Origin of the sequence: Streptomyces changchenzhani, assembly GCF_039766235.1 — a bacterium.
In the GTDB taxonomy this organism is placed as follows: Bacteria; Actinomycetota; Actinomycetes; order Streptomycetales; family Streptomycetaceae; genus Streptomyces.
Genome location: NZ_JBDHNH010000005.1, coordinates 354,669 through 373,791, shown reverse-complemented (window position 1 = coordinate 373,791; position 19,123 = coordinate 354,669). Strand labels below are relative to the sequence as shown.

20 protein-coding genes are annotated in these 19,123 nt (G+C 69.5%); 9 read left to right on the top strand and 11 right to left on the bottom strand.

The annotated features are described in order from the left end of the window. Positions 1–3: 3 nt before the first annotated feature. On the top strand, positions 4–1,206 hold the full coding sequence (locus ABCR94_RS18605) for an MAB_1171c family putative transporter (protein ID WP_347120482.1): 1,203 nt from the start codon (positions 4–6) through the stop codon (positions 1,204–1,206). Continuing rightward, positions 1,203–2,780: an amidase family protein gene (locus ABCR94_RS18600; protein ID WP_347120481.1), complete on the top strand. Its 1,578-nt coding sequence runs from the start codon at positions 1,203–1,205 to the stop codon at positions 2,778–2,780. Before ABCR94_RS18605 ends, ABCR94_RS18600 begins: the two co-directional genes overlap by 4 nt. Positions 2,781–3,131: 351 nt before the next feature. Here the strand turns inward: ABCR94_RS18600 and ABCR94_RS18595 are convergent, their stop codons facing one another. The 8 genes from ABCR94_RS18595 to ABCR94_RS18560 form a co-directional block, all read right to left on the bottom strand. Continuing rightward, on the bottom strand, positions 3,132–3,308 hold the full coding sequence (locus ABCR94_RS18595; protein ID WP_347120480.1) for a hypothetical protein: 177 nt from the start codon (positions 3,306–3,308) through the stop codon (positions 3,132–3,134). A 15-nt stretch (positions 3,309–3,323) separates the two neighbouring features. Continuing rightward, positions 3,324–3,875, bottom strand: coding sequence for a hypothetical protein (locus tag ABCR94_RS18590; RefSeq protein WP_347120478.1), 552 nt, complete (start codon positions 3,873–3,875; stop codon positions 3,324–3,326). Continuing rightward, the gene (locus ABCR94_RS18585) at positions 3,862–4,092 is read right to left on the bottom strand and encodes a hypothetical protein (protein WP_347120477.1); all 231 of its coding nucleotides are present in this window, start codon (positions 4,090–4,092) and stop codon (positions 3,862–3,864) included. The genes ABCR94_RS18590 and ABCR94_RS18585 overlap by 14 nt, the downstream gene beginning before the upstream one ends. Positions 4,093–4,296: 204 nt before the next feature. Then, complete coding sequence (locus ABCR94_RS18580; protein WP_347118397.1) at positions 4,297–5,163, bottom strand: IS3 family transposase; 867 nt, start codon at positions 5,161–5,163, stop codon at positions 4,297–4,299. Positions 5,164–5,213: 50 nt separating this feature from the next. Next, positions 5,214–5,543 carry a transposase gene (locus tag ABCR94_RS18575; RefSeq protein WP_347116874.1) on the bottom strand — a complete coding sequence of 110 codons (330 nt, stop codon included), beginning with the start codon at positions 5,541–5,543 and terminating at the stop codon, positions 5,214–5,216. Between the two features lie 72 nt (positions 5,544–5,615). Further along, entirely contained in the window at positions 5,616–5,822 is a 207-nt protein-coding gene (locus ABCR94_RS18570; protein WP_347120476.1) for an integrase core domain-containing protein, read from the bottom strand. After that, positions 5,819–6,541, bottom strand: a complete 723-nt coding sequence (locus tag ABCR94_RS18565; protein WP_347120474.1) for an IS3 family transposase — start codon at positions 6,539–6,541, stop codon at positions 5,819–5,821. The genes ABCR94_RS18570 and ABCR94_RS18565 overlap by 4 nt, the downstream gene beginning before the upstream one ends. Further along, a complete protein-coding gene (locus ABCR94_RS18560) occupies positions 6,529–6,819 on the bottom strand; it encodes a transposase (RefSeq protein ID WP_347120472.1) in 291 nt (96 codons plus the stop codon). Before ABCR94_RS18560 ends, ABCR94_RS18565 begins: the two co-directional genes overlap by 13 nt. A 433-nt stretch (positions 6,820–7,252) precedes the next feature. On the opposite strand from ABCR94_RS18560, the gene ABCR94_RS18555 reads away from it, so the two are divergent. The 4 genes from ABCR94_RS18555 (at position 7,253) to ABCR94_RS18540 (ending at position 12,206) form a co-directional block, all read left to right on the top strand. Next, positions 7,253–8,038 carry a DUF4142 domain-containing protein gene (locus tag ABCR94_RS18555; RefSeq protein ID WP_347120745.1) on the top strand — a complete coding sequence of 262 codons (786 nt, stop codon included), beginning with the start codon at positions 7,253–7,255 and terminating at the stop codon, positions 8,036–8,038. A gap of 117 nt (positions 8,039–8,155) precedes the next feature. Then, entirely contained in the window at positions 8,156–9,601 is a 1,446-nt protein-coding gene (locus ABCR94_RS18550) for an MbnB/TglH/ChrH family RiPP precursor modification enzyme (protein ID WP_347120471.1), read from the top strand. A 92-nt stretch (positions 9,602–9,693) separates the two neighbouring features. Next, positions 9,694–10,497 (top strand): TIGR04222 domain-containing membrane protein, encoded by an 804-nt coding sequence (locus ABCR94_RS18545; protein WP_347120470.1) that lies wholly within the window; start codon positions 9,694–9,696, stop codon positions 10,495–10,497. Between the two features lie 119 nt (positions 10,498–10,616). Next, on the top strand, positions 10,617–12,206 hold the full coding sequence (locus tag ABCR94_RS18540; RefSeq protein ID WP_347120743.1) for an alpha/beta hydrolase: 1,590 nt from the start codon (positions 10,617–10,619) through the stop codon (positions 12,204–12,206). A 30-nt stretch (positions 12,207–12,236) separates the two neighbouring features. Here ABCR94_RS18540 and hemQ read toward each other — a convergent pair whose 3' ends face one another. Together hemQ and hemG are read right to left on the bottom strand one after the other, a co-directional pair. Continuing rightward, positions 12,237–12,968: a hydrogen peroxide-dependent heme synthase gene (hemQ, locus tag ABCR94_RS18535; protein WP_347120469.1), complete on the bottom strand. Its 732-nt coding sequence runs from the start codon at positions 12,966–12,968 to the stop codon at positions 12,237–12,239. 4 nt (positions 12,969–12,972) lie between these two features. Continuing rightward, positions 12,973–14,415, bottom strand: a complete 1,443-nt coding sequence (gene hemG / locus ABCR94_RS18530; protein ID WP_347120467.1) for a protoporphyrinogen oxidase — start codon at positions 14,413–14,415, stop codon at positions 12,973–12,975. A gap of 127 nt (positions 14,416–14,542) precedes the next feature. On the opposite strand from hemG, the gene ABCR94_RS18525 reads away from it, so the two are divergent. Both ABCR94_RS18525 and ABCR94_RS18520 read left to right on the top strand, forming a co-directional pair. Further along, entirely contained in the window at positions 14,543–15,559 is a 1,017-nt protein-coding gene (locus tag ABCR94_RS18525) for a DUF4349 domain-containing protein (protein WP_347120465.1), read from the top strand. Between the two features lie 38 nt (positions 15,560–15,597). Continuing rightward, positions 15,598–16,977, top strand: coding sequence for an FAD-dependent oxidoreductase (locus ABCR94_RS18520; protein ID WP_347120463.1), 1,380 nt, complete (start codon positions 15,598–15,600; stop codon positions 16,975–16,977). Between the two features lie 246 nt (positions 16,978–17,223). Here ABCR94_RS18520 and hemE read toward each other — a convergent pair whose 3' ends face one another. Continuing rightward, positions 17,224–18,330, bottom strand: a complete 1,107-nt coding sequence (gene hemE / locus ABCR94_RS18515; RefSeq protein WP_347120462.1) for a uroporphyrinogen decarboxylase — start codon at positions 18,328–18,330, stop codon at positions 17,224–17,226. 91 nt (positions 18,331–18,421) lie between these two features. Here hemE and ABCR94_RS18510 point away from each other — a divergent pair, with 91 nt between their 5' ends. After that, entirely contained in the window at positions 18,422–19,099 is a 678-nt protein-coding gene (locus tag ABCR94_RS18510) for a DUF3000 domain-containing protein (protein WP_347120461.1), read from the top strand. Positions 19,100–19,123 lie beyond the last annotated feature (24 nt).

The window sequence follows — 19,123 nt, the reverse complement described above, 5'->3', positions numbered from 1 at the left end:
AACATGAAAGACATACTTCACCCGCTGTGCTTGATCATCGCGGGTTCCGGCTTCCTCCTACTCCTACGCGACCTGCGCACGGCCTGGCGCAAGCCCCAGCAGCGCGACCCTGCACTGGTCGCGCTTGCCTTCACGTACCTCTTCTCCGCACTGAGCTACGCCATCTCCCTGACCTGGGTGTGGGTACGCATCGACGGCGTGTTCGGCGTGCCCAACATCGCCGTGCCCTTGGCGCAAGGCTGCGTCATGCTCGTCTTCGGCCTCCAGGCCAGCGTCCTCGCGTTCTGGACGAAGGAGCCTGAGCAGGCTGCGCGCCGCGCGAAGCGGCTGATGGCCGGCGCGCTCTCGGTCATCGTGATGATGGCAGCGCTGTTCGTGCTGCTGACGCCCGTCTCACAGCGCCCCACTGACTTCACCCTGTACTACGCGCACGACCCGGCGTTCCAGGCGTACCTGCTGCTCTACATGTGCACGTACACGGCAGCCGAGATCTACCTCGCCCGTGTGTGCTGGAAGTACGCCGGTGAGATCGCGGACCCGTGGATCAGCCGCGGTCTGCGCTTGATCGCCGTCGGCGCCGTCATCACCCTCGGCTACAGCGGCATCCGCCTGTGCGCCATCCTCGGGGCCGAGTTCGGTTTCAGCGTGCGGCCCGCCGAGCCCTACGCCTGGATCTGCGGCGACGTCGGAGCGACCCTGACCCAGATCGGCTACTTCATGCCCATCGTGGCCGCGCGCCTGTTGGGCGCCCGCCACGGACGCCGTGAGCGCCAGCAGTACCAGCAGCTCGAACAGCTCTGGCAGGCCGTCTCGGCTGCGGAGCCGAGCATCGTCTTCGTCGAGCCTGCCAAGGGCTCCCGCGACGTGTCATTCGACCTGTACCGGCACGTCGTCGAGATCCGAGACGCCCAGATCGAACTGCGCCCCTACCTTTCTCCCGATGCACGTGCTCTTGCCGAGACCGGCCGCGCCACCTGGTGGCGGTCGAGCAAGGACCAGGCCGCCGCCGTTACCGCCGACCAGATCCGTGCCGCACTCCTCCAGCGCCAGCACGGGCCGGTAAGCAAACCGGCCTCCTACGCTGACGCGGCCTTGAACACCCCGACCCCGCAGAAGGACCTCCGTCACCTCGTCCGAGTCGCCCGCTACTTCACGGCACCGGCGCCGAAATCAGAGGCCGACTGCGCGCCTGGAGTCCGCACTTGAACCGCAGAACACTCCTCGCCGCAGCCGCTACCACGGCGGGCGCCGTCATTCTGCCGAAGACGGCCTTCGCGGCAACCACAGCCGCAGCAACCAAGGACGCCATGAACAGCACCGCCCCGTACCGATCCACCGCGCGCGCCCAGCTCTCCGCCCTGCGGCGCGGCACCATCACCGCCCGCGACCTCCTGGACCAGGTCCTCACCCACCACGCCAAGGTCAACCCCGGCCTCAACGCCGTCGTAACCCTCGACGCTGACGCCGCCCGCGCCGCCGCCGACAAGGCCGATGCATACCTCGCAAGGACCGGCCGCACTATGGGTCCGCTGCACGGCCTGCCCATCACCATCAAGGACTCCCTGGAGACCAAAGGGATGCGCACCACGTGCGGCTCCCCCGACCTCAGCGACCACATCCCCAGCACGGACGCCGACATCGTGGCCCTGCTCCGCCAAGCCGGGGCCATCATCATCGGCAAGACAAACGTGCCGGCGATGTGCCAGGACATCCAGACGGCAAACCCGATCTTCGGTGGGACGAACAACCCTCACTCACCGGCGCACACCGCTGGTGGTTCCTCAGGCGGCCCGTCCGTCGCCGTCGCTACCGGCCTCAGCGCCCTGGAAGTCGGCTCGGACCTCGCCGGGTCACTAAGGCTGCCCGCCGCGTACTGCGGTGTGTTCGCCCTGCGCACCTCACGCGGCGCCTCACCGATCATCCCCACCCGCGGACACATCCCCCGGCCGCCTGGCTGGCTCACCTCCAGCGACATGCTCACCCTCGGCCCGATCGCGCGAGACGCCGATGACCTCGACCTGCTCTTGGATGTCCTCGCCGCCCCGGCCGGCGCCGATGCCGACGCCTGGAAGATCGACCTGCCCGCCCCGACGAAGGCTCGACTTGGCCAGTACCGGGTGGGCCTGTGGGCCGACGATGATTTCTGCCGCGTGGACGCCTCAACGCGCAATCTGATGGGCCAGGTGGCCAACGCACTGCGCACCTCCGGCGCCCACGTCGACAACGCCACGCGCCCCGTGGACTTCGCCGCGAGCAACACATTGTTCGAGCGGCTGATGTACGCCACTTCTGCGGCTACGGCAACCGACGAGGCGTTCGCCGAAGAGGTGAAGGCCGCCGAGTCCGTCGCTGATGACGCGCCGTCCGCGCGCTACCTGAAGTCCCGCACCATGCGGCACCGCGACTGGGCGCGCGCCGACGAGGACCGGCAGAAGCTGCGCGCGCAGTGGGCCGACTACTTCGCCGAGCACGATGTGCTGATCACCCCGGCTGCGCCGACCGCCGCCGTCCTCGACCAGACCTCTGTGCCCTTGCAGGACCGATACATCACTGTGGACGGCGAGAAGCGCGGCTTCTTCGACCAGACGAGCTGGGTCAACCTTGCGTCCCCCGTCGGTCTGCCGGCTGTGGTGATGCCTACCGGCCAGACCAGCGACGGCCGTCCGCTCGCCATCCAGATCGTCGGCCCCTACCTCTCCGACCGCACCGTTATCGCCGTGGCGAAGCTCCTGTCCAAGGTGCTCCCCACCCCGCCTCAGGCTCCCGCCCTGACGGCCTGATGGACCGGGCTCGTCCTGCCCTCGCGGGGGTGAGGCGGGGCGGGCCTGCACGAGAAGAGGGGACCCAGCACAGAACCTGCGCTGGGTCCCCTCTTCGCTGTCACTGAGCGATTGGCCGCGTGATCAGCACCGCGTACGCTGCCCGTTCGCTCCGTCACGGCCCGCGCTCGGAGCCCTTGGTCGGTTCCGTCGGCAGCGCCCACCACGTGTTTCGAGTCTGTCCGAGATCCTCGGACAGACTCGAAACAAGGGAAACATTCAATGCTCATTGTCCGAGGTTCCTGCCAGGGGTTGCAGTGAATTCTCGCCGCAACCCCCAGTTGCCTGAAGCCAGGGTTTATCGAGTTTGTGTCAGCCTTCGTGCTGGATGCGGCTGCCAGTGCTGGTCATTTTGCTCAGCACGAGGCTGTAAATACCGGCCATCACGAATGTGGCAACGTACTGCGCCCAGGTGATATCGACGAGTGCCCTGTTCAGCAGGATGAGGCAGGCCGCCCACACGAGGGTGACAATGATCTTGGCTATCACGGTGTACCAGCCTTCTTAAGCAAGCGCTGCGAGGCAGCCTGCAGATCCTGCGACGATGGTCTTCTTGGCGATGTCGCTAGCGAGATCCTTGCTGACGAACCGGCCGACGATGAGCGCAGCTGCCCCACCGATACCGGCCTTGACCAGGCAGTCTTTCACTGCCTTCTTCATCTTCTTCGTCATCAAGAGGGACTTGCAAGCGTTCTTGCTCTTGTAGACGGTACACATTGAGCGCTGCTCACCGATGGGGTCGACCATCGCGATCGGCGGTGCCGCACTTACAGCGGCGGTCCGCGGGCCCGTGTCGGCGGATGCAGTTCCGACACCGACGAACAAAGCACCACCGAGCAGGGTTGCGGACAGCAGAGTGGATATAGCGCGCTTCATATTCGAATATCCCCGATTCGTTTTTTCTTGAAGGACGGTTCTGGTCAGGAATGACGCCCTCCGGTCAGGCATGACACTAGCCTCAAGATCGTTGGGAATGAAACAGAGTTGAGGGAAACTTGAGCCAATCACCGTCTCGGCCGCGTTAGGAAACAAACCCACCGGTTCAATGTTGTACATATAGCAAGCACTCCCTGAGCGTTTGGTCCGGTGGCCGGCATTTGATCCCGGGCCAGGTGCCGCGCCAGTCGAGGGTGGCTTCGCCGGTGAGGCGGCGGGTCATGAGATTGATCATCGCGAGGCGGACCATGGCTTCGGAGCGGCGCGGGTGTCTCTCGTAGTCGCGGGCAAGTCTGCGGTGGCGCATGAGCCACCCGATACTCTGCTCGATCGTCACCGCCTCGGGATGACTTGAAGCCCCTGACGTTAGGTTCGCGGTAGACCGGGTGGACGTCGACGCCGAGGCGGGCGCCGTACTCGAAAGTGGTGGTGCGGTGGCCGGCGTCCACCCAACGCCAGCCGCGGTGTGGCCGCCTGGTCGCAGACGTGAGAGGCCATTGTCAATCCCCTTGAGGTTCCCCCGGTGTGCGGGAGGTGCTGATCAGCTGGTCAGGATGGGTTGACGTGGTTTCAGGTTCGCTTGTTCGGTCGTCGCCTGGTTGGCGTAGTGCTTCTCCTCGAACTCGATGGGACTGAGGTAGCCGAGGCGTTTCTGGATGCGTCGGCTGTTGTAGAAGCCGTCGATGTACTCGAACAGCGCGAGGTTGGCCTCGGCCCGGGTGACGAAGACGCGTCCGCGCACGCACTCGGTCTTGATCAGCATCCACAGATTCTCCGCGAGGGCGTTGTCGTAGCTGTCGCCCACGGACCCCATCGACCCCTCAATACCCGCACGTACCAGCCGTGTTGTGAGCTTGATGGACGTGTATTGACAGCCGTGGTCGGCGTGATGGATCAAGGTGCCGGGCACGGGCTCGCGGCTGGCCAGGGCGTACTCGAGGCAGGACAGGACCAGGTCGGCGTCCGCGCGGGCGGAGGTCTCCCAGGCCACCACCCGGCGGGAGAAGGCGTCGCGGATCGCGGAGAGCCACAGCGGTCCCTCACCCGTGGGGATCATGGTGAGGTCGGTGACCCACAGCCGGTTCGGCACGGGAGCGGTGAAGTCCCGCTGCACCAGGTCCGGGGCGAGCGTGGCCGTCGGGTCGCGGCGGGTGAAGCCCTTGCCCGTGCGGCGTGGGCTGAGGCCCGCCAGATCGGCCTCGCGCATCAATCGCTCGACCCGCTTGCGGCCGATGGCCACGCCCTCGCGCTTGAGCACGGCATGCACGCGGGGCGAGCCGTAGATCCCGCCGGAGTCGGCATGGATCTCCTCGATCTTGGTCGTCAACTCCGCGTCACGGCGGCGGCGTTCACACGGCTCCTTCTCCTGCCGGCGCCAGCGGTAGTAGGTGGACGAGGGGACGTGCAGTTCCCGGAGTACGGGCTCGACACCGAGGTCACTGCGTTCGCTGAGGAACGTCAGTACCTGCGCCGGGTCGTGTCGAGTTCCTGGGCGAAAAAAGCCGAGGCCGTGCGCAGGATCTCGTTCGCCCGGCGCAGTTCCTTCACCTCCCGCCGCAGCTGGCCCAGCTCGTCCTTCTCCTCGGTGGTCAGCCGGTCGTCGCGCTCGCCGCGGTCGGCCTCGGCCTGGCGGATCCAGCCGCGCAGTGCCTCCGGGTGGACCCCCAGCTCAATGGCCAGGCGCTTGATCTGGGGCTTCGGCTCGGCGGTGCGATACATCCGCACCGCACGCTCACGCAACTCCAGCGGATATTTCCTCGGAGCGGCCATGGTCAGAGTTCCTCTCATGAGAACCATCTGACCCGCTGTCATCGCCCTCCGCATCTCGGGGGAACCTCACCTCGAAGTGTGGAGCCCTTGCTATGCAGCCAGCCCCACGCTGAGGCCGGCCCGGTACTCGCGTTTGTAGTCGATCGGGCTCTTGTAGTCGCACACACTGTGTAGCCGACGGGTGTTGTAGAAGTCGGTGATCCAGGTGGCGATCCTGATCCGGGCCTCGGCCCGGGTGGTGAAGGTGTGCCGGTAGACGTACTCGACCTTGAGGACGCTGTTGAATGCCTCGCTCACGGCGTTGTCGAAGCAGGATCCGACTCGGCCCATCGACTGAAACACGCCCAGCTTCCGGCAGGCCCGGCCGAACTTCCGTGAGGTGTATTCCTCAGGTTCAAGGGGTCGTTATGAAAGATCACGCCCCGTACGTCACCGCCGCGGGTCGCCGCGGCCATGTTCAGCGCGGCCACGACCAGGTCGGCGTCGTGGAAGGTACCCATCGCGTAGCCGAGCAGGCGCCGGGAGTACAGGTCGATGACCGTGGCGAGATACAGCTTGCCCTCTCCAGTAACGATCTCGGTCATGTCACCCACCCAGACAAGATCGGGTTCCTCCGCGGTGAAGTCGCGTTTCACGAAGTCCGGTGCGGCCGGCCGTTTCCCCTGCCTGGTCAGGCACCGACGACGCCTGATCTTGCGTCCGGCCAGGCCGAGATCGGCCATGACCTTCGCGACCGTGTTCACCGAGATCCGCCAGCCCGTGCGGACCAGCTCGATGAACACCTTCGGGGAGCCGTAGGTGCCGCCGGACTTCTCGAAGACGCCCGCGATCGCTTCCTCCAGCTGCCGCCGCCGCAGCTCACGCCCGGTGGGTTCGGCCATGCGCCACTTGTAGAACCACGACTCGCGCACCCCCAGCGCACGGCACGAGACGGTGTGCGGGATGCCGTGCTCGGTCCTCTGGTCGCTGATCACCCCGGCCACCACGACCGGGTCCGCCACAGCTACTTCACCCACAGGACCATGCAGCGTTTGAGGACATCACGCTCCATGGCCAGCTCCTTGTTGTCCTTCTTCAACTGGGCGTTCTCCCGCCGCAGCCGGGCGTTCTCCTCGGCTTCGTCCGCCGCTTGGCCTCCGCCGGCACGATTCACCCGCGACACCCAACTCGCCAGCGTCGTCTGGTTGATGCCGAGGTCCTGCGCAAACACGGGGATCGACTTCCCCGTCTCCGTCACGATCCGTACAGCCCCCTCACGGCACTCCGGCTTGAACACCCGTCGCTTCTCCGCCATGACTCTCAACTTCCCCTGCAGCCACGGACTCCACGCTACGAGGGGAACCTCAGAAGTCGGGCCACGACAGGCGGGCGCCCATCGCTCGACCATCGGCCTCCTGCCGCTCCACCTTTTCCAGTGACCCGTCGGGCGCGTAGGACAATCGGCAGTACAGGACTGGTCGCTGAGGTATGAGGACGTTCATATGCCGAAGAATAGTGCATGAGTTACATTGATGGTCAGTGAGATCGCGCCGGGCTCCTGCACGGTGGTCGCCGACCACCCCGCGCTCCGCCCTTTGCGACCCGTCTGAAACACCTTCCTCCTGAGTCCCGTTGAACACGTCGACTGCGTCACACGTACCTAGGAATACCTGTGATTGGGTTGTCCGGCCGTTCAGTAGGCGGTTGGTTCGACGGTGGTAACGCATCGGCTCGGGAGACACATTTTGTTGCGACGTATCAACGGAACAGCGCTCATCATCGCGGCACTTGTCGCCACTCTCGGCGCGCTCGCTTTCCCAGTGTGGTCCTACGCGGACCGCTCGGGAACCGGTGAGGCCAATCTCAACGCCTCGTCCGTCGGGACCCAGTGGGGCCCACTGTCCGCCGCCGACCGCGATCTGCTGGTGAAGGTGCGGCTGGCGGGCCTGTGGGAGCTGCCCGCGGGCCAGCAGGCGATCGAGCGGGCGCCCAGCGAGGCCATCAAGGAGGCGGGCGACCATCTGATCGTCGGTCACTCGGACCTCGACAAGCGGGCCCGTCTGGTGGCCGCGCAGCTCAACGTACCGCTGCCGAATCAGCCCACGGAGCAGCAGCAGGGCTGGCTCAGGGAGCTGTCGGCGGCCAACGGCCAGGAGTACGAGCGTAAGTTCGCCAACCTCCTGCGCAACGCGCACGGCAAGGTCTTCTCGGCGGTCGCCGAGGTGCGGCACACCACCCGCAACTCCCTGATCCGGCAGCTGGCGACCGACGCCAACCAGACGGTCCTCGACCACATCACCATGCTGGAGGCCACCGGGCTCGTCGACTTCGACGCCATGGCCAACGAGGCAGCGGGTGGCGCCACCGCGAGCCCCTCGGGGCCGCCGCCGCCCAACGGCGGGGTCACCGTGCCCTCGGCGCCGGCCGTGCGGCCGACCGGGGGCCAGAGCGCCACATCGAAGCCCTCCGCGCAACCGACGGAGGAAATCGGCAAGCCCGCGGTCAATACGAACCGCCCCGAGCCCTCGCCGTAGGAGGAACCGCACCGCGGCAGGAACCTCAAATCAACCTCTGAACGTCCCCTCCTGCGGGTTCGATGCCGCGCGCCGGGGCCATTACCCCTGTACGAAGCGCAGGAGGGGGACACACACATGGAGCGTCTGGGAATAGGAATCGGCTGGCGTCCCGAGATCGCGGACACGGTGGAGCGGCTGCCCGGCATCGACTGGGTCGAGGCGGTCGCGGAGAACATCTGCCCCGGCCACATCCCCGAATCCCTGCTGCGCCTGCGCGCCCGCGGCACGAAGGTGATCCCGCACGGGGTCTCGCTGGGCCTGGGCGGCGCGGACCGCCCCGACGCGGACCGGCTGGCCGACCTGGCGGCCCGCGTGGAGGCGCTGGGCGCTCCCCTGGTCACCGAGCACATCGCGTTCGTACGGGCGGGCGGCCCGCTCACCGCATCGCCGCGGCTGGAGGCGGGGCATCTGCTGCCGGTCCCCCGCACGTGGGAGGCCCTGCGTGTGCTGTGCGAGAACGTCCGCATCGCGCAGGGCTCGCTGCCGGTGCCGCTCGCCCTGGAGAACATCGCCGCGCTGATCAACTGGCCCGGCGAGGAGATGACGGAGGGCCAGTTCCTTGCCGAGCTGGTGGAGCGCACCGGCGTGCGGCTGCTGATCGACGTGGCCAACCTGCACACGAACCATGTGAACCGCGGCGAGGACCCGGCCGCGGCGCTGGACGAACTCCCGGTGGAGGCGATCGCGTACGTCCATGTCGCGGGCGGCATGGAGAAGGACGGTGTCTGGCACGACACCCACGGGCACCCGGTGACGCGCCCGATCCTGGACATCCTGGCCGAACTCCGCTCCCGCACGGACCCGCCGGGAGTGCTCCTGGAGCGGGACGAGAACTTTCCCCCGCACGAGGAACTGGCGGCGGAGCTGACGGAGATACGGACCACACTGACCGCCCATCGATCACAGCCCACGACCGGTGAGACCCAACGCCCCGGCGCGACAGACCGCGAGGGGACGGCCCTGCTCCCCGCACCCCCGGCCGCGCCGCGCACCGCGAGAAATCCTGGGTCCGGCTCCCGGCTGCGCGAAGAGGCGGGCCAGGGGGCGAACGCCACCACCGCCGACACCCGCACGCGCGTCGCCCTCACCCAGACCGCCCTCCTGTCCGCCCTCGTCGCCGGTACGCCCGCCCCCGAGGGCTTCGACTCGACGCGACTGCGCGTCCAGAGCCGCGCGCTCGCCGGCAAGCGGGCCGACGTCGTCGCCAAGGTCGCTCCGGAGCTGGCGGAGATCCTCGGCGACGGCTACCGGCCCGCGTTCCTCGCCTACGCCAGGTCCCTTCCGATGTCGGACGGCTACCGCCGTGACGCCCTGGACTTCGCCGAGCGGCTGCTGGTCACCGACCCGCCGTCGGACGCCGCCGTACGGCGCAGGCTGACCCACTGGTGGCAGGACCACTCCGGGCCGCGCCCGACCCGCCGGGCGACCCGCATCGTGCGGGCGGCGCGTGCCGCGATCACCAGGGAAACCAAGCGAAGGGAGACCAAGCGAAAGGGGACCAAGCGAAAGGGGACGAAGTGACCGGACATGACAGGTCCCCGGACCCACAGCGGGCAGTCCACATGCTGGACAGCCCATGGCGCCCCGCCGAACCCTTCGCGTAGACATCCGCCATGTTCTGGGTCCTCTTCCTCGTCGTGGCCTGCGCGGCAGCGGTGACCGCCTGCGCCAGGCTCTGCCTCGCCGCCACCGCGACCGCCGCCACCGACTTCGCGGCGCCCGCGGAGGCCACCGCCACGGAGCGCGGACTGAGCCTGCCCGAGGCCGCGTTCCTCACCGGCGGCCCGGCCAGGGTCGCGGATCTGACGCTGCTGTCGATGCATCACCACCGCATGCTGCTGCTCGCGCACACCGGCTGGGCGACCGTCGTGGATCCGGCGGGCCGTGACGACCTGGAGTGCTCCGTCATCCGCGCGATCGGCTCAGGAGGGCAGGCCAGGACGGCGGCCGTACGGACCGCCACGGCTGCCGCGGGCGCCGTACGGGGCGTGGCCGACCGCCTGGTCGCCGCGGGCCTCGCCGTCCCCGACGCCACCCGGACGTCCCTCGCCACCGCGGTGCGCACCGTGCGGGGCGCGACGCTGCTCGTGCTCGCGCTGGGCGCCGTGTCCCTGCTGATGCCCGATCAGGAGCAGTCGGTACGGATGCACATCGTGGCCTGGTTCGCGCTCCCGCTCGTCCTCAGTCTGGGCTGTCTCCTGGTGGCCCGGATCGAGGTCGGCGCGAACACCCGCTGGGCCTCCCCCACCGGCCTGTGGCTGCTCGGCACGCTCGCGCCCCGGCCGGTCGGCGACCATGACGGCGCCGATGTCGAGTTCCTCACCGCCGTCGCCCTGCACGGCGCCCACGCCGTCGCGGATCCCGATCTGCGGGCCGCTCTGACCAGCACCGACAGCGGTCACGAGACATCCGTATGACGCATCGGGGTCATTGATCCCGACACCGTGCCCAGGTGCTTTACATCGCCGGGCACCTCACCAGGATCCCCTTTGTCAGCTAATCGTACGAAGGGACGACAGCGGTGAGAGCAGTTGTGATGTACGGGACGGTGGCCTCCCTCGGTTCCCTGGTCCTGACGGCCCTCGTCGCCGTCCCCCCAGCGGGCGGCGCCGAACCACGGGCCGCCGAGACCCTCGGCACCGCGGTGGCCGCCCGGCGCGCGGCCACCGCCGGTATCACCTTCGGTGCCTGCCCCAAGGCCGAGGATCTGCCCGCCCCGGTCCGGTGCGGCACGGTGAAGGTCCCGCTCGACTACGCCGACCCCTCGGGCCGGCTGATCACCCTGACCGTCAGCCGCGTCAAGGCGTCCGGCAAGCCCGTGGAGCGCCAGGGCGTGCTCGTCTACAACCCCGGCGGCCCCGGCGCCTCCAGCATGTACTTCCCGATGGCCGCCCAGCTGCCCGAGTGGAAGCGCATCGGCGCCGCGTACGACTTCGTCGGCTACGCGCCGCGCGGCGTCGGCCGCTCCGCCACGCTCTCCTGCCAGAGCCCCAAGGACTTCACGAAGGCGCCGACCCAGGACCCGGCCGATCCTTCGGCGGCGTACCGGCAGAAACGGATCGACGCGGCCAAGGCGTACGCGGCGGGGTGCGCCCGCAACGCGGGCGACGCGCTGCGCCACTACACGTCCCTCAACAACGCCCGCGACCTGGACGTCCTGCGGGCGGCGCTCGGCGAGCGGAGGCTCACCTTCATGGGAGCCTCGTACGGCACCTACTTCGGCGCCCTGTTCGCGACGCTCTTCCCCACCCATGTGCGCCGTATGGTCTTCGACTCGGCGGTCAACCCGGCCCCGGGGCAGATCTGGTACCGCAACAACCTCGACCAGTCACTGGCCTTCGAGGGCCGCTGGGCGGACTTCCGCACCTGGGTCGCCAAGCACCACAGGACCTACCGGCTCGGCGATACACCGCGGAAGGTGCTGGCCAGTTACGAGAAGGTGCGCGCCGCGCTCGTCAAGAAGCCGGCGGACGGCACTGTGGGGGCCGGTGAGCTCCAGTCGGCGTTCCTCAGGGCGGGTTACTACGACGACTACTGGGCCATGCGGGCCACCGCGCTCAGTGAGTACCTCAAGGGCAATCCGAGGCCGCTGATCGACCAGGCCTCGCCCAAGCCCGAGGCCGCGTGGGACGACGAGAACGGCAACGCCGTGTACACCGCCGTCGAGTGCAACGACGCGCCCTGGCCGACCGACTGGCGGGTGTGGAACCGCGACAACACGAAGCTGGCGCGGCGTGCGCCCTTCGAGACCTGGGCCAACGCCTGGATGAATCTGCCGTGCGCCTACTGGAGCGCGCCGCGCCAGGTGCCCCTGGAGGTGCGGGTGAAGCCGGGCGCACTGCCCCCGACGCTGATCCTGGCCGCCGAGCGGGACGCGGCGACGCCGTACCCGGGCGCTCTGGAGCTGCAACGGCGGCTGCCGGGAGCCGCGCTGGTCACGGAGCGGGACGCCGGTACGCACGGCATCGGCGGTGGCGACAACGCGTGTGTCAACGGCCACCTGGAGAGGTATCTGCTGACCGGCCGGACGCCGGTGCGGCGCGCACAATGCGCGCCGCACCGGGAGCCGAACCCGGTGTCGCTGGACGAACGGGCAGTGGCCAGAAGGCCTGCGCCCGCCGTCTGATCTTCCGGGCCAGGATGACGGAACCGCCGGTCAGGCGAGCCCCGCCACCAAGTCCGCGACGTCCTTGCGACGTCCGGTGTAGAAGGGCACCTCTTCGCGTACGTACATCCGGGTCTCGGACGCGCGGAGGTGCCGCATGAGGTCGACGATGCGGTAGAGCTCGTCGGCCTCGAAGGCCAGCAGCCACTCATAGTCGCCCAGCGAGAAGGAAGCGACGGTGTTGGCGCGCACATCGGGGTAACCGCGGGCCATCTTGCCGTGCTCGGCGAGCATCCGGCGGCGGTCCTCGTCGGGCAGCAGATACCAGTCGTAACTGCGCACGAAGGGGTACACGCTGATGTAGTCGCGCGGCGTCTCGTCGGCCAGGAACGCCGGGATGTGCGACTTGTTGAACTCGGCGGGGCGGTGCAGCGCCATGTTCGACCAGACCGGCTCCAGCGCGCGGCCCAGCTTGGTGCGGCGGAAGAGGTTGTACGCCTCCTGGAGCTCGTCCGAGGTCTCCGCGTGCCACCAGATCATGACGTCCGCGTCGGCGCGCAGGCCGGACACGTCGTACGTGCCGCGCACGGTGACGTCCTTCGCAGCGAGCTTGTCGAACAGCTCCTGCACCTCGTCCGCGTATCCGGCGCGGTTCTCGGGCAGCACGTCGCGCAGCTTGAAGACGGACCACAGCGTGTATCGGATGACGTCGTTGAGGTCCTTGGCCTTCTTGCCGGCGTTCGGACCTCGGGGGGATGTCGCAGTCTCCGGGGCATCAGTCATAGGGCTATTCTCCCGCGCCGTGATCCGTGCCCCGCGCCGGGGCCAGGGTGACCATGATCTCGTCGGCGGCCCGCGTGCCGCTCGCGACACAGGCGGGAATGCCGACTCCGTCGTACGCCGCCCCGCAGACCCGCAGCCCGGGAAGCTTCGCCACCTCTTCACGCACGCGTGCGGTGCGGGCGAGGTGCCCGACGGGGTACTGCGGGAGGCCGCCGATCCAGCGGGTGACCTCGGTGGCCACCGGCCGGGCCGCGAGCCCTGTCGCCGCGCCGAGATCGCGCAGCGACACACCGACGAGCTCGGCGTCCTCCTTGTGCAGGTGCTCCTCCTCGCCGTAGCGCCCGATGGAGGTGCGCAGCACGAAGAGGTCCGGGGCGCCCGCGTCCACCCAGCTCCACTTGCGGGTCGAGAAGGTGGCGGCCTTGATGGTGTGCCCGTCGACGGGCGGCACCAGGAAGCCGGACCCCTGGGGCATCCCCGCCATGTCCTCCCGCCGGAACGCCATGGTCACCAGGGCCATCGAGGCGTACTCGACGGTGGACAGCTCGGTGGCCGCGGCCGGTGACTCGGCGGCGAGGAGCGCGGAGGCGGCCCAGGCGGGCGACGCGAGGACCACGGCGTCCGCCTCGATCAGCAGCGCGTCGGTACGCACGTGCCAGCCGGTGGCGGCACGGGTCAGGCCGATCACCGGAGCGTCCAGGAGGATCTCGCCGCCCCGGGCGCGCACGGCGTCGGCGACGGCGTGCGGCAGCGTGCCCACGCCCCCTTCGATGCCCATGAAGACGGGGCCTGTCTGCTGCTTCTCGTCGGCCCGTCGCTGAATGTCGCGTACGCCGTCGAGAAGCGAGTCGTACGTCCTGGCCGCCTCGAAGAGCGCCGGTACGGCGGCCCGCATCGAGGTCCGGTACACGTCTCCCGCGTACACCCCGCCGAGCAGCGGCTCCACGAGCCGGTCGACGACTTCGCGGCCGAGGCGGGCCGCGACGTAATCGCCGATCGCGATGTCCTCGCCGACCTCGGTGCGGGGCAGCTCGTGGTCCTGCCCCATGCGGGCGAGGCCGCTCTCGGAGATGACTCCGCCGAGCACCGAGGGGTCGCCGGGCACACCCATGATGTGCCCCTTGGGCATCGGCTGGAGCGTGCCCCGGTTCCACAGGGAAGCGGTGGCGGTGGCGGGCGGCTGAAGCCGGTCGCCGAGCCCCACCGCGCGGGCGAGATCGACCGCTTCGGGCCGTCGGGCGAGCATCGACTCGGCGCCCAGGTCGACGGCCGTGCCCGCGATCTCGCCCGCCAGCAGCTTGCCGCCGAGCCCATGGGTGGCTTCGAGCAGGGTCACGCGCACGCCGGTGCCGGTGAGCCGGTGCGCGGCGGCCAGACCGGAGATGCCGCCGCCGATGACGACGACATGGGGCGCATGGGTGTCCACGTGGTGCGAAGAACGCTGCATGGGTCCACTCTCTCAAACCCTGAACGAGTCCCGACCGTGACCGCTTCGGGACCGGAAAGGGGCAACCCGTTCCAGTGCCTCCCGCGTCGAACCGGCAACATCCATCACGACATTCGGGGGAGCCGACATGCGTGCAGTACGTACGCCCAGGCATCGTTCTCTCAAGGTCCTCGCGGCCGCCCTGCTCACCGCTTCGCTGGCACTCGGGGGATGCGGAGCGGGCGATCGCGGGGGCGACAACAAGGCCGCCGGCCAGGAGGCCGCCGCGCCCGCGGAGCAGAACGGTGACCGCGGCGTCGCCGACGGCCCGGACGAGGACGCGGGGGCGAAGGCGCCGGACAACGGGAGCGGATCCGGGTCCGGCTCCGACAAGGCCGCCGACCGCGCGGGGCAGCAGAAACTCCCCCGGGCCGCGACCCACATGGTCCGCACCGCGTCGCTCGACGTACAGGTCGACAGCGCCCCCAAGGCGCTCGCCAAGGCGCGGGCGGCGGCCGAGAAGGCGGGCGGCATCGTCGGGAACGAGAGCACCGAACGGACCGAGGACGACCATGTGTTCTCGCGCGTCGTCCTGCGGGTCCCGCAGGACGCGTACGACTCGGTGCTCAAGGAACTGGCGGGCACCGGCAAGCTGTTGAGCCGCAAGGCCGAGGCCAAGGACGTCACCGGTGAGGTGGTGGACGTCGAGAGCCGCATCACGTCGCAGCGGACCAGCATCGCGCGCATCCGCGTGATGATGGACAAGGCGACGAAGATCAGCGATCTGGTCATGACCGAGAGCGAATTGACGACTCGTCAGGCAGATCTTGAGGCGCTGCTCGCACAGCAGGAGTCGCTGAAGGACCGCACGACCATGGCGACGATCACCCTCGAACTCTCCGAGACCGAGCCGAAGAAGGACCCCAAGGCCGACGACCCCGGTTTCCTGGACGCGCTCGGGGGCGGCTGGGACGCGTTCATCACGACCCTGAAGTGGGTCGCCATGGCGCTCGGCGCGGTCGCTCCGTTCGCCGCCGCGCTCGCCGTGGTCTATGTGCTCTGGCGTCTGCTGCGCGACCGGCTGCCGCAGCGGCGGACCCCCGTCCCTGCTGTCGCGGCGGCCACCCCGGCCGGACCGCCCGCCGGGGAGAAGCCGCAGGAGTGAGACTGTTCTCAGGGTTCACACACTGAGGAGGACACGCCATGGCGGCGGAGCGACTGGTGGTCATCGGGGGCGATGCGGCGGGCATGTCCGCCGCATCGCAGGCCCGCCGGCTCAAGGGCAGGAACGAGCTGGAGATCGTCGCCTTCGAGCGCGGCCACTTCACCTCGTACTCGGCGTGCGGCATCCCGTACTGGGTGGGCGGCGAAGTGGCGGGCCCCGACGCCCTCATCGCCCGTACGCCCGAGGAGCACCGCGAGCGCGACATCGATCTGCGCGTCAGAACCGAGGTCACCGAGATCGACGTCGCCGGGCAGCGGGTCCGCTCCCGCGACGTCGAATCGGGTGCGGAGTCCTGGACCGGCTTCGACAAGCTGATCGTCGCGACGGGCGCCCGTCCGGTCCGGCCGTCACTGCCCGGCATCAACGCGCCCGGGGTGCACGGCGTGCAGACCCTCGACGACGGCCAGGCGCTGATCGACACCCTGGAGAAGACGAAGGGCCGCCGGGCGGTGGTCGTCGGCGCCGGTTACATCGGTGTCGAGATGGCCGAGGCGCTGATCCGGCGGGGCTACGACGTGACGGTGCTCAACCGCGGTGAGCAGCCGATGGCGACCCTCGACCCGGACATGGGCCGCCTGGTGCACGACGCGATGAACGGCATGGGCATCACCACCGTCGCGGGCGCCGAGGTCACCGAGGTCCTCACCGGCGCCGACGGCCAGGTCACCGCGGTCGCGACGAAGGACGCGCGGTATCCGGCGGATGTCGTGGTCCTCGGCATCGGTGTCGAGCCGGAGACGGCCCTGGCCCGCGCGGCGGGACTGCCGCTCGGCGGATCCGGCGGGCTGGTCACCGATCTGTCGATGCGGGTACGGGGGCACGACAACATCTGGGCGGGCGGCGACTGCGTGGAGGTGCTCGACCTGGTCTCGGGCCGGCTGCGCCATATCGCGCTCGGCACCCACGCGAACAAGCACGGCCAGGTCATCGGGTCGAACGCGGGCGGCGGCTACGCCACGTTCCCGGGGGTCGTGGGCACGGCGGTCAGCAAAGTCTGCGACCTGGAGATCGCCCGTACCGGGCTGCGGGAGAAGGACGCGCGGGCGGAGGGCCTGCAATTCGTGACGGTGACCATCGAGTCGACGAGCCGCGCCGGTTACTACCCGGGCGCGTCGCTGATGACGGTGAAGATGACGGCGGAGCGGCGTACGGGGCGGCTGCTCGGCGTGCAGATCGTCGGCCGGGAGGGTGCGGCGAAGCGGGTGGACGTGGCGGCGGTCGCGCTCACCGCGCGGATGACGGTGGACCAGATGACGGCCCTGGACCTGGGATACGCGCCACCGTTCTCCCCGGTCTGGGACCCGGTCCTGGTGGCGGCGCGCAAGGCGGTGACCGCGGTGCGGAAGGCGGGGGCGTAGGGGGCGGGGCGGGCGGGCCGCCTGCGGCGGGCTTGTCCCCCACCCCGCCCCTTCCCGAAACCGGGGGCAAGCCCCCGGACCCCCGGACGCCCCTTCGGGCGTGTCCTCAAGCGCCGGACGGCTGGATGTTGCCGCTTGCGGCAACCATTCCAGCCGTCCGGCGCTTGAGGACCGGGGTCTGGGGCGGAGCCCCAGTTGTGGGAAGGGGCGGGGTGGGGACAAGCCCGCCGCAGGCGCCCCCGCCCCCTACCGCGCCGTCTGCTCGTGGACGTCCTCGACCAGGCGGGTCAGCGCGTCCGGGTTCGTCGTCGGCAGGACCCCGTGACCGAGGTTGAAGATGTGCCCGTCGAGACCCGCCGCCGCATCCAGCACCTCGCGGGTCTTGGTCCTGACCGCCTCGGTCGTGGAGAAGAGGACGGCCGGGTCGAGGTTGCCCTGCAGCGCCTTGCCGGGTCCGACCCGGCGCACCGCCTCGTCCATCGGGACCCGCCAGTCGACGCCCATGACGTCCGCGCCGGCCTCACCCATCAGGCCGAGCAGCTCGCCCGTACCGACACCGAAGTGGATGCGCGGGACGCCGTACCCGGCGACCGCGTCGAAAACTTTGACCGAAGCGGGCATCACCGAGCGCCGGTAGTCCGCGGGCGAGAGCGCGCCGACCCAGGAGTCGAAGAGCTGCACGGCGGACGCGCCCGCCTCGATCTGCACCTTCAGGAACGCCGAGGTGATCTCCGCGAGCCGGTCGAGCAGATCGGCCCACAGCTGCGGGTCGCCGTACATCAGGGCCTTGGTGTGCTCGTGGTTGCGCGAGGGGCCGCCCTCCACGAGGTAACTCGCGAGAGTGAATGGCGCGCCCGCGAATCCGATGAGCGGAGTGGACCCGAGCTCCCCCATGAGGATGCCGATCGCCTCGGTCACATACGCGACGTCGTCCGGCGTGAGGTCGCGCAGCTGTGCGAGATCGGCGCGGCTGCGGATCGGCTGGGCGACGACCGGGCCGACGCCCGGCTTGATGTCCAGGTCGATCCCGATGGCCTTGAGCGGCACCACGATGTCGCTGAAGTAGATCGCCGCGTCGACCTTGTGACGTCGTACGGGCTGCATGGTGATCTCGGCGACCAGGTCGGGCCGCATGCACGAGTCGAGCATCGCGATGCCCTCGCGCAACTTCAGGTACTCAGGAAGTGAGCGCCCCGCCTGCCGCATGAACCACACCGGCGTGTGCGGCACGGGCTCGCGCCTGCATGCCTTGAGGAAGGTGGAGTCGTACGTCTGACTCTGCGGTCGGCCCGAGGATGAGGTCTCCCCTGCTCGAAGGGACCTGAGAGTTTGGGGAACGTCGTTGGCACTCACGCCCAGAATCTTCGCATGCGCGCCTAAGCCGTTGTCCCCGGCCGGGTGTCTGTCCCTGCGCGAAGACCCCGTTCCGCCTACTCTTCCCCGCATGGCTCCGGCTCAGGGACGACTTTCGGATGATGCTGACGACACGGGTGGCACGGAGGACAACTCCGCCCCGCCCGCGTTCCGTCAGGCGGTCGACGCCCTGCGCACAGCGCGGCTGCGCCCAGGGATCGAGGTCGATCCCACCAGACCGCCCAAACGACTCGCGCCGCACGCGTATGCCCTGGAGGCGGCGGTCGTCGACGGCGATGACGATCTCGCGGACGGCAGACTCGTACTCCTGCACGACCCGTCGGGGCACGACGCCTGGCAGGGTTCGTTCCGGCTGGTGACGCTCGTACGGGCGGAACTGGAGCCGGAGATGGCGGCCGACCCGCTGCTGCCCGAGGTGTGCTGGTCCTGGCTGACCGGCGCCCTGGAGGCGCGGGACCTGTCGTACGGGGAGGCGAGCGGCACCGTCACCCGGGCAGGGTCGCACTACTTCGGCGGCCTCGCGGACCGCCGCCCCGCGACACAGATCGAGATCCGTGCGTCGTGGACCCCGCGCGAGGGTCGCGGCGGAGTGCCGGACACCGCGGCCCATCTGGCGGCCTGGTGCGATCTGCTGTGCCAGCTCGCGGGGCTGCCGCCGGCGCCCGTCGGCGGGCCGGGTTCCGGTTCGGTGGACGCGGGTGCGGGCGTGGTGTCGCTGCCGCAGCGACGCGGGCCACAGACGTCCTGACAGACACACTGGAGGGTGTCGGGG

Excerpts from the sequence above, each read along its gene's own strand:
- ABCR94_RS18605 (WP_347120482.1), top strand. The coding sequence starts at position 4 with ATGAAAGACATACTTCACCCGCTGTGCTTGATCATCGCGGGTTCCGGC.
- ABCR94_RS18590 (WP_347120478.1), bottom strand. The coding sequence starts at position 3,875 with ATGTACAACATTGAACCGGTGGGTTTGTTTCCTAACGCGGCCGAGACG.
- ABCR94_RS18575 (WP_347116874.1), bottom strand. The coding sequence starts at position 5,543 with ATGAGAGGAACTCTGACCATGGCCGCTCCGAGGAAATATCCGCTGGAG.
- ABCR94_RS18560 (WP_347120472.1), bottom strand. The coding sequence starts at position 6,819 with ATGGCGGAGAAGCGACGGGTGTTCAAGCCGGAGTGCCGTGAGGGGGCT.
- ABCR94_RS18550 (WP_347120471.1), top strand. The coding sequence starts at position 8,156 with ATGGAGCGTCTGGGAATAGGAATCGGCTGGCGTCCCGAGATCGCGGAC.
- ABCR94_RS18545 (WP_347120470.1), top strand. The coding sequence starts at position 9,694 with ATGTTCTGGGTCCTCTTCCTCGTCGTGGCCTGCGCGGCAGCGGTGACC.
- ABCR94_RS18540 (WP_347120743.1), top strand. The coding sequence starts at position 10,617 with ATGTACGGGACGGTGGCCTCCCTCGGTTCCCTGGTCCTGACGGCCCTC.
- hemQ (WP_347120469.1), bottom strand. The coding sequence starts at position 12,968 with ATGACTGATGCCCCGGAGACTGCGACATCCCCCCGAGGTCCGAACGCC.
- hemG (WP_347120467.1), bottom strand. The coding sequence starts at position 14,415 with ATGCAGCGTTCTTCGCACCACGTGGACACCCATGCGCCCCATGTCGTC.
- ABCR94_RS18525 (WP_347120465.1), top strand. The coding sequence starts at position 14,543 with ATGCGTGCAGTACGTACGCCCAGGCATCGTTCTCTCAAGGTCCTCGCG.
- ABCR94_RS18520 (WP_347120463.1), top strand. The coding sequence starts at position 15,598 with ATGGCGGCGGAGCGACTGGTGGTCATCGGGGGCGATGCGGCGGGCATG.
- ABCR94_RS18510 (WP_347120461.1), top strand. The coding sequence starts at position 18,422 with ATGGCTCCGGCTCAGGGACGACTTTCGGATGATGCTGACGACACGGGT.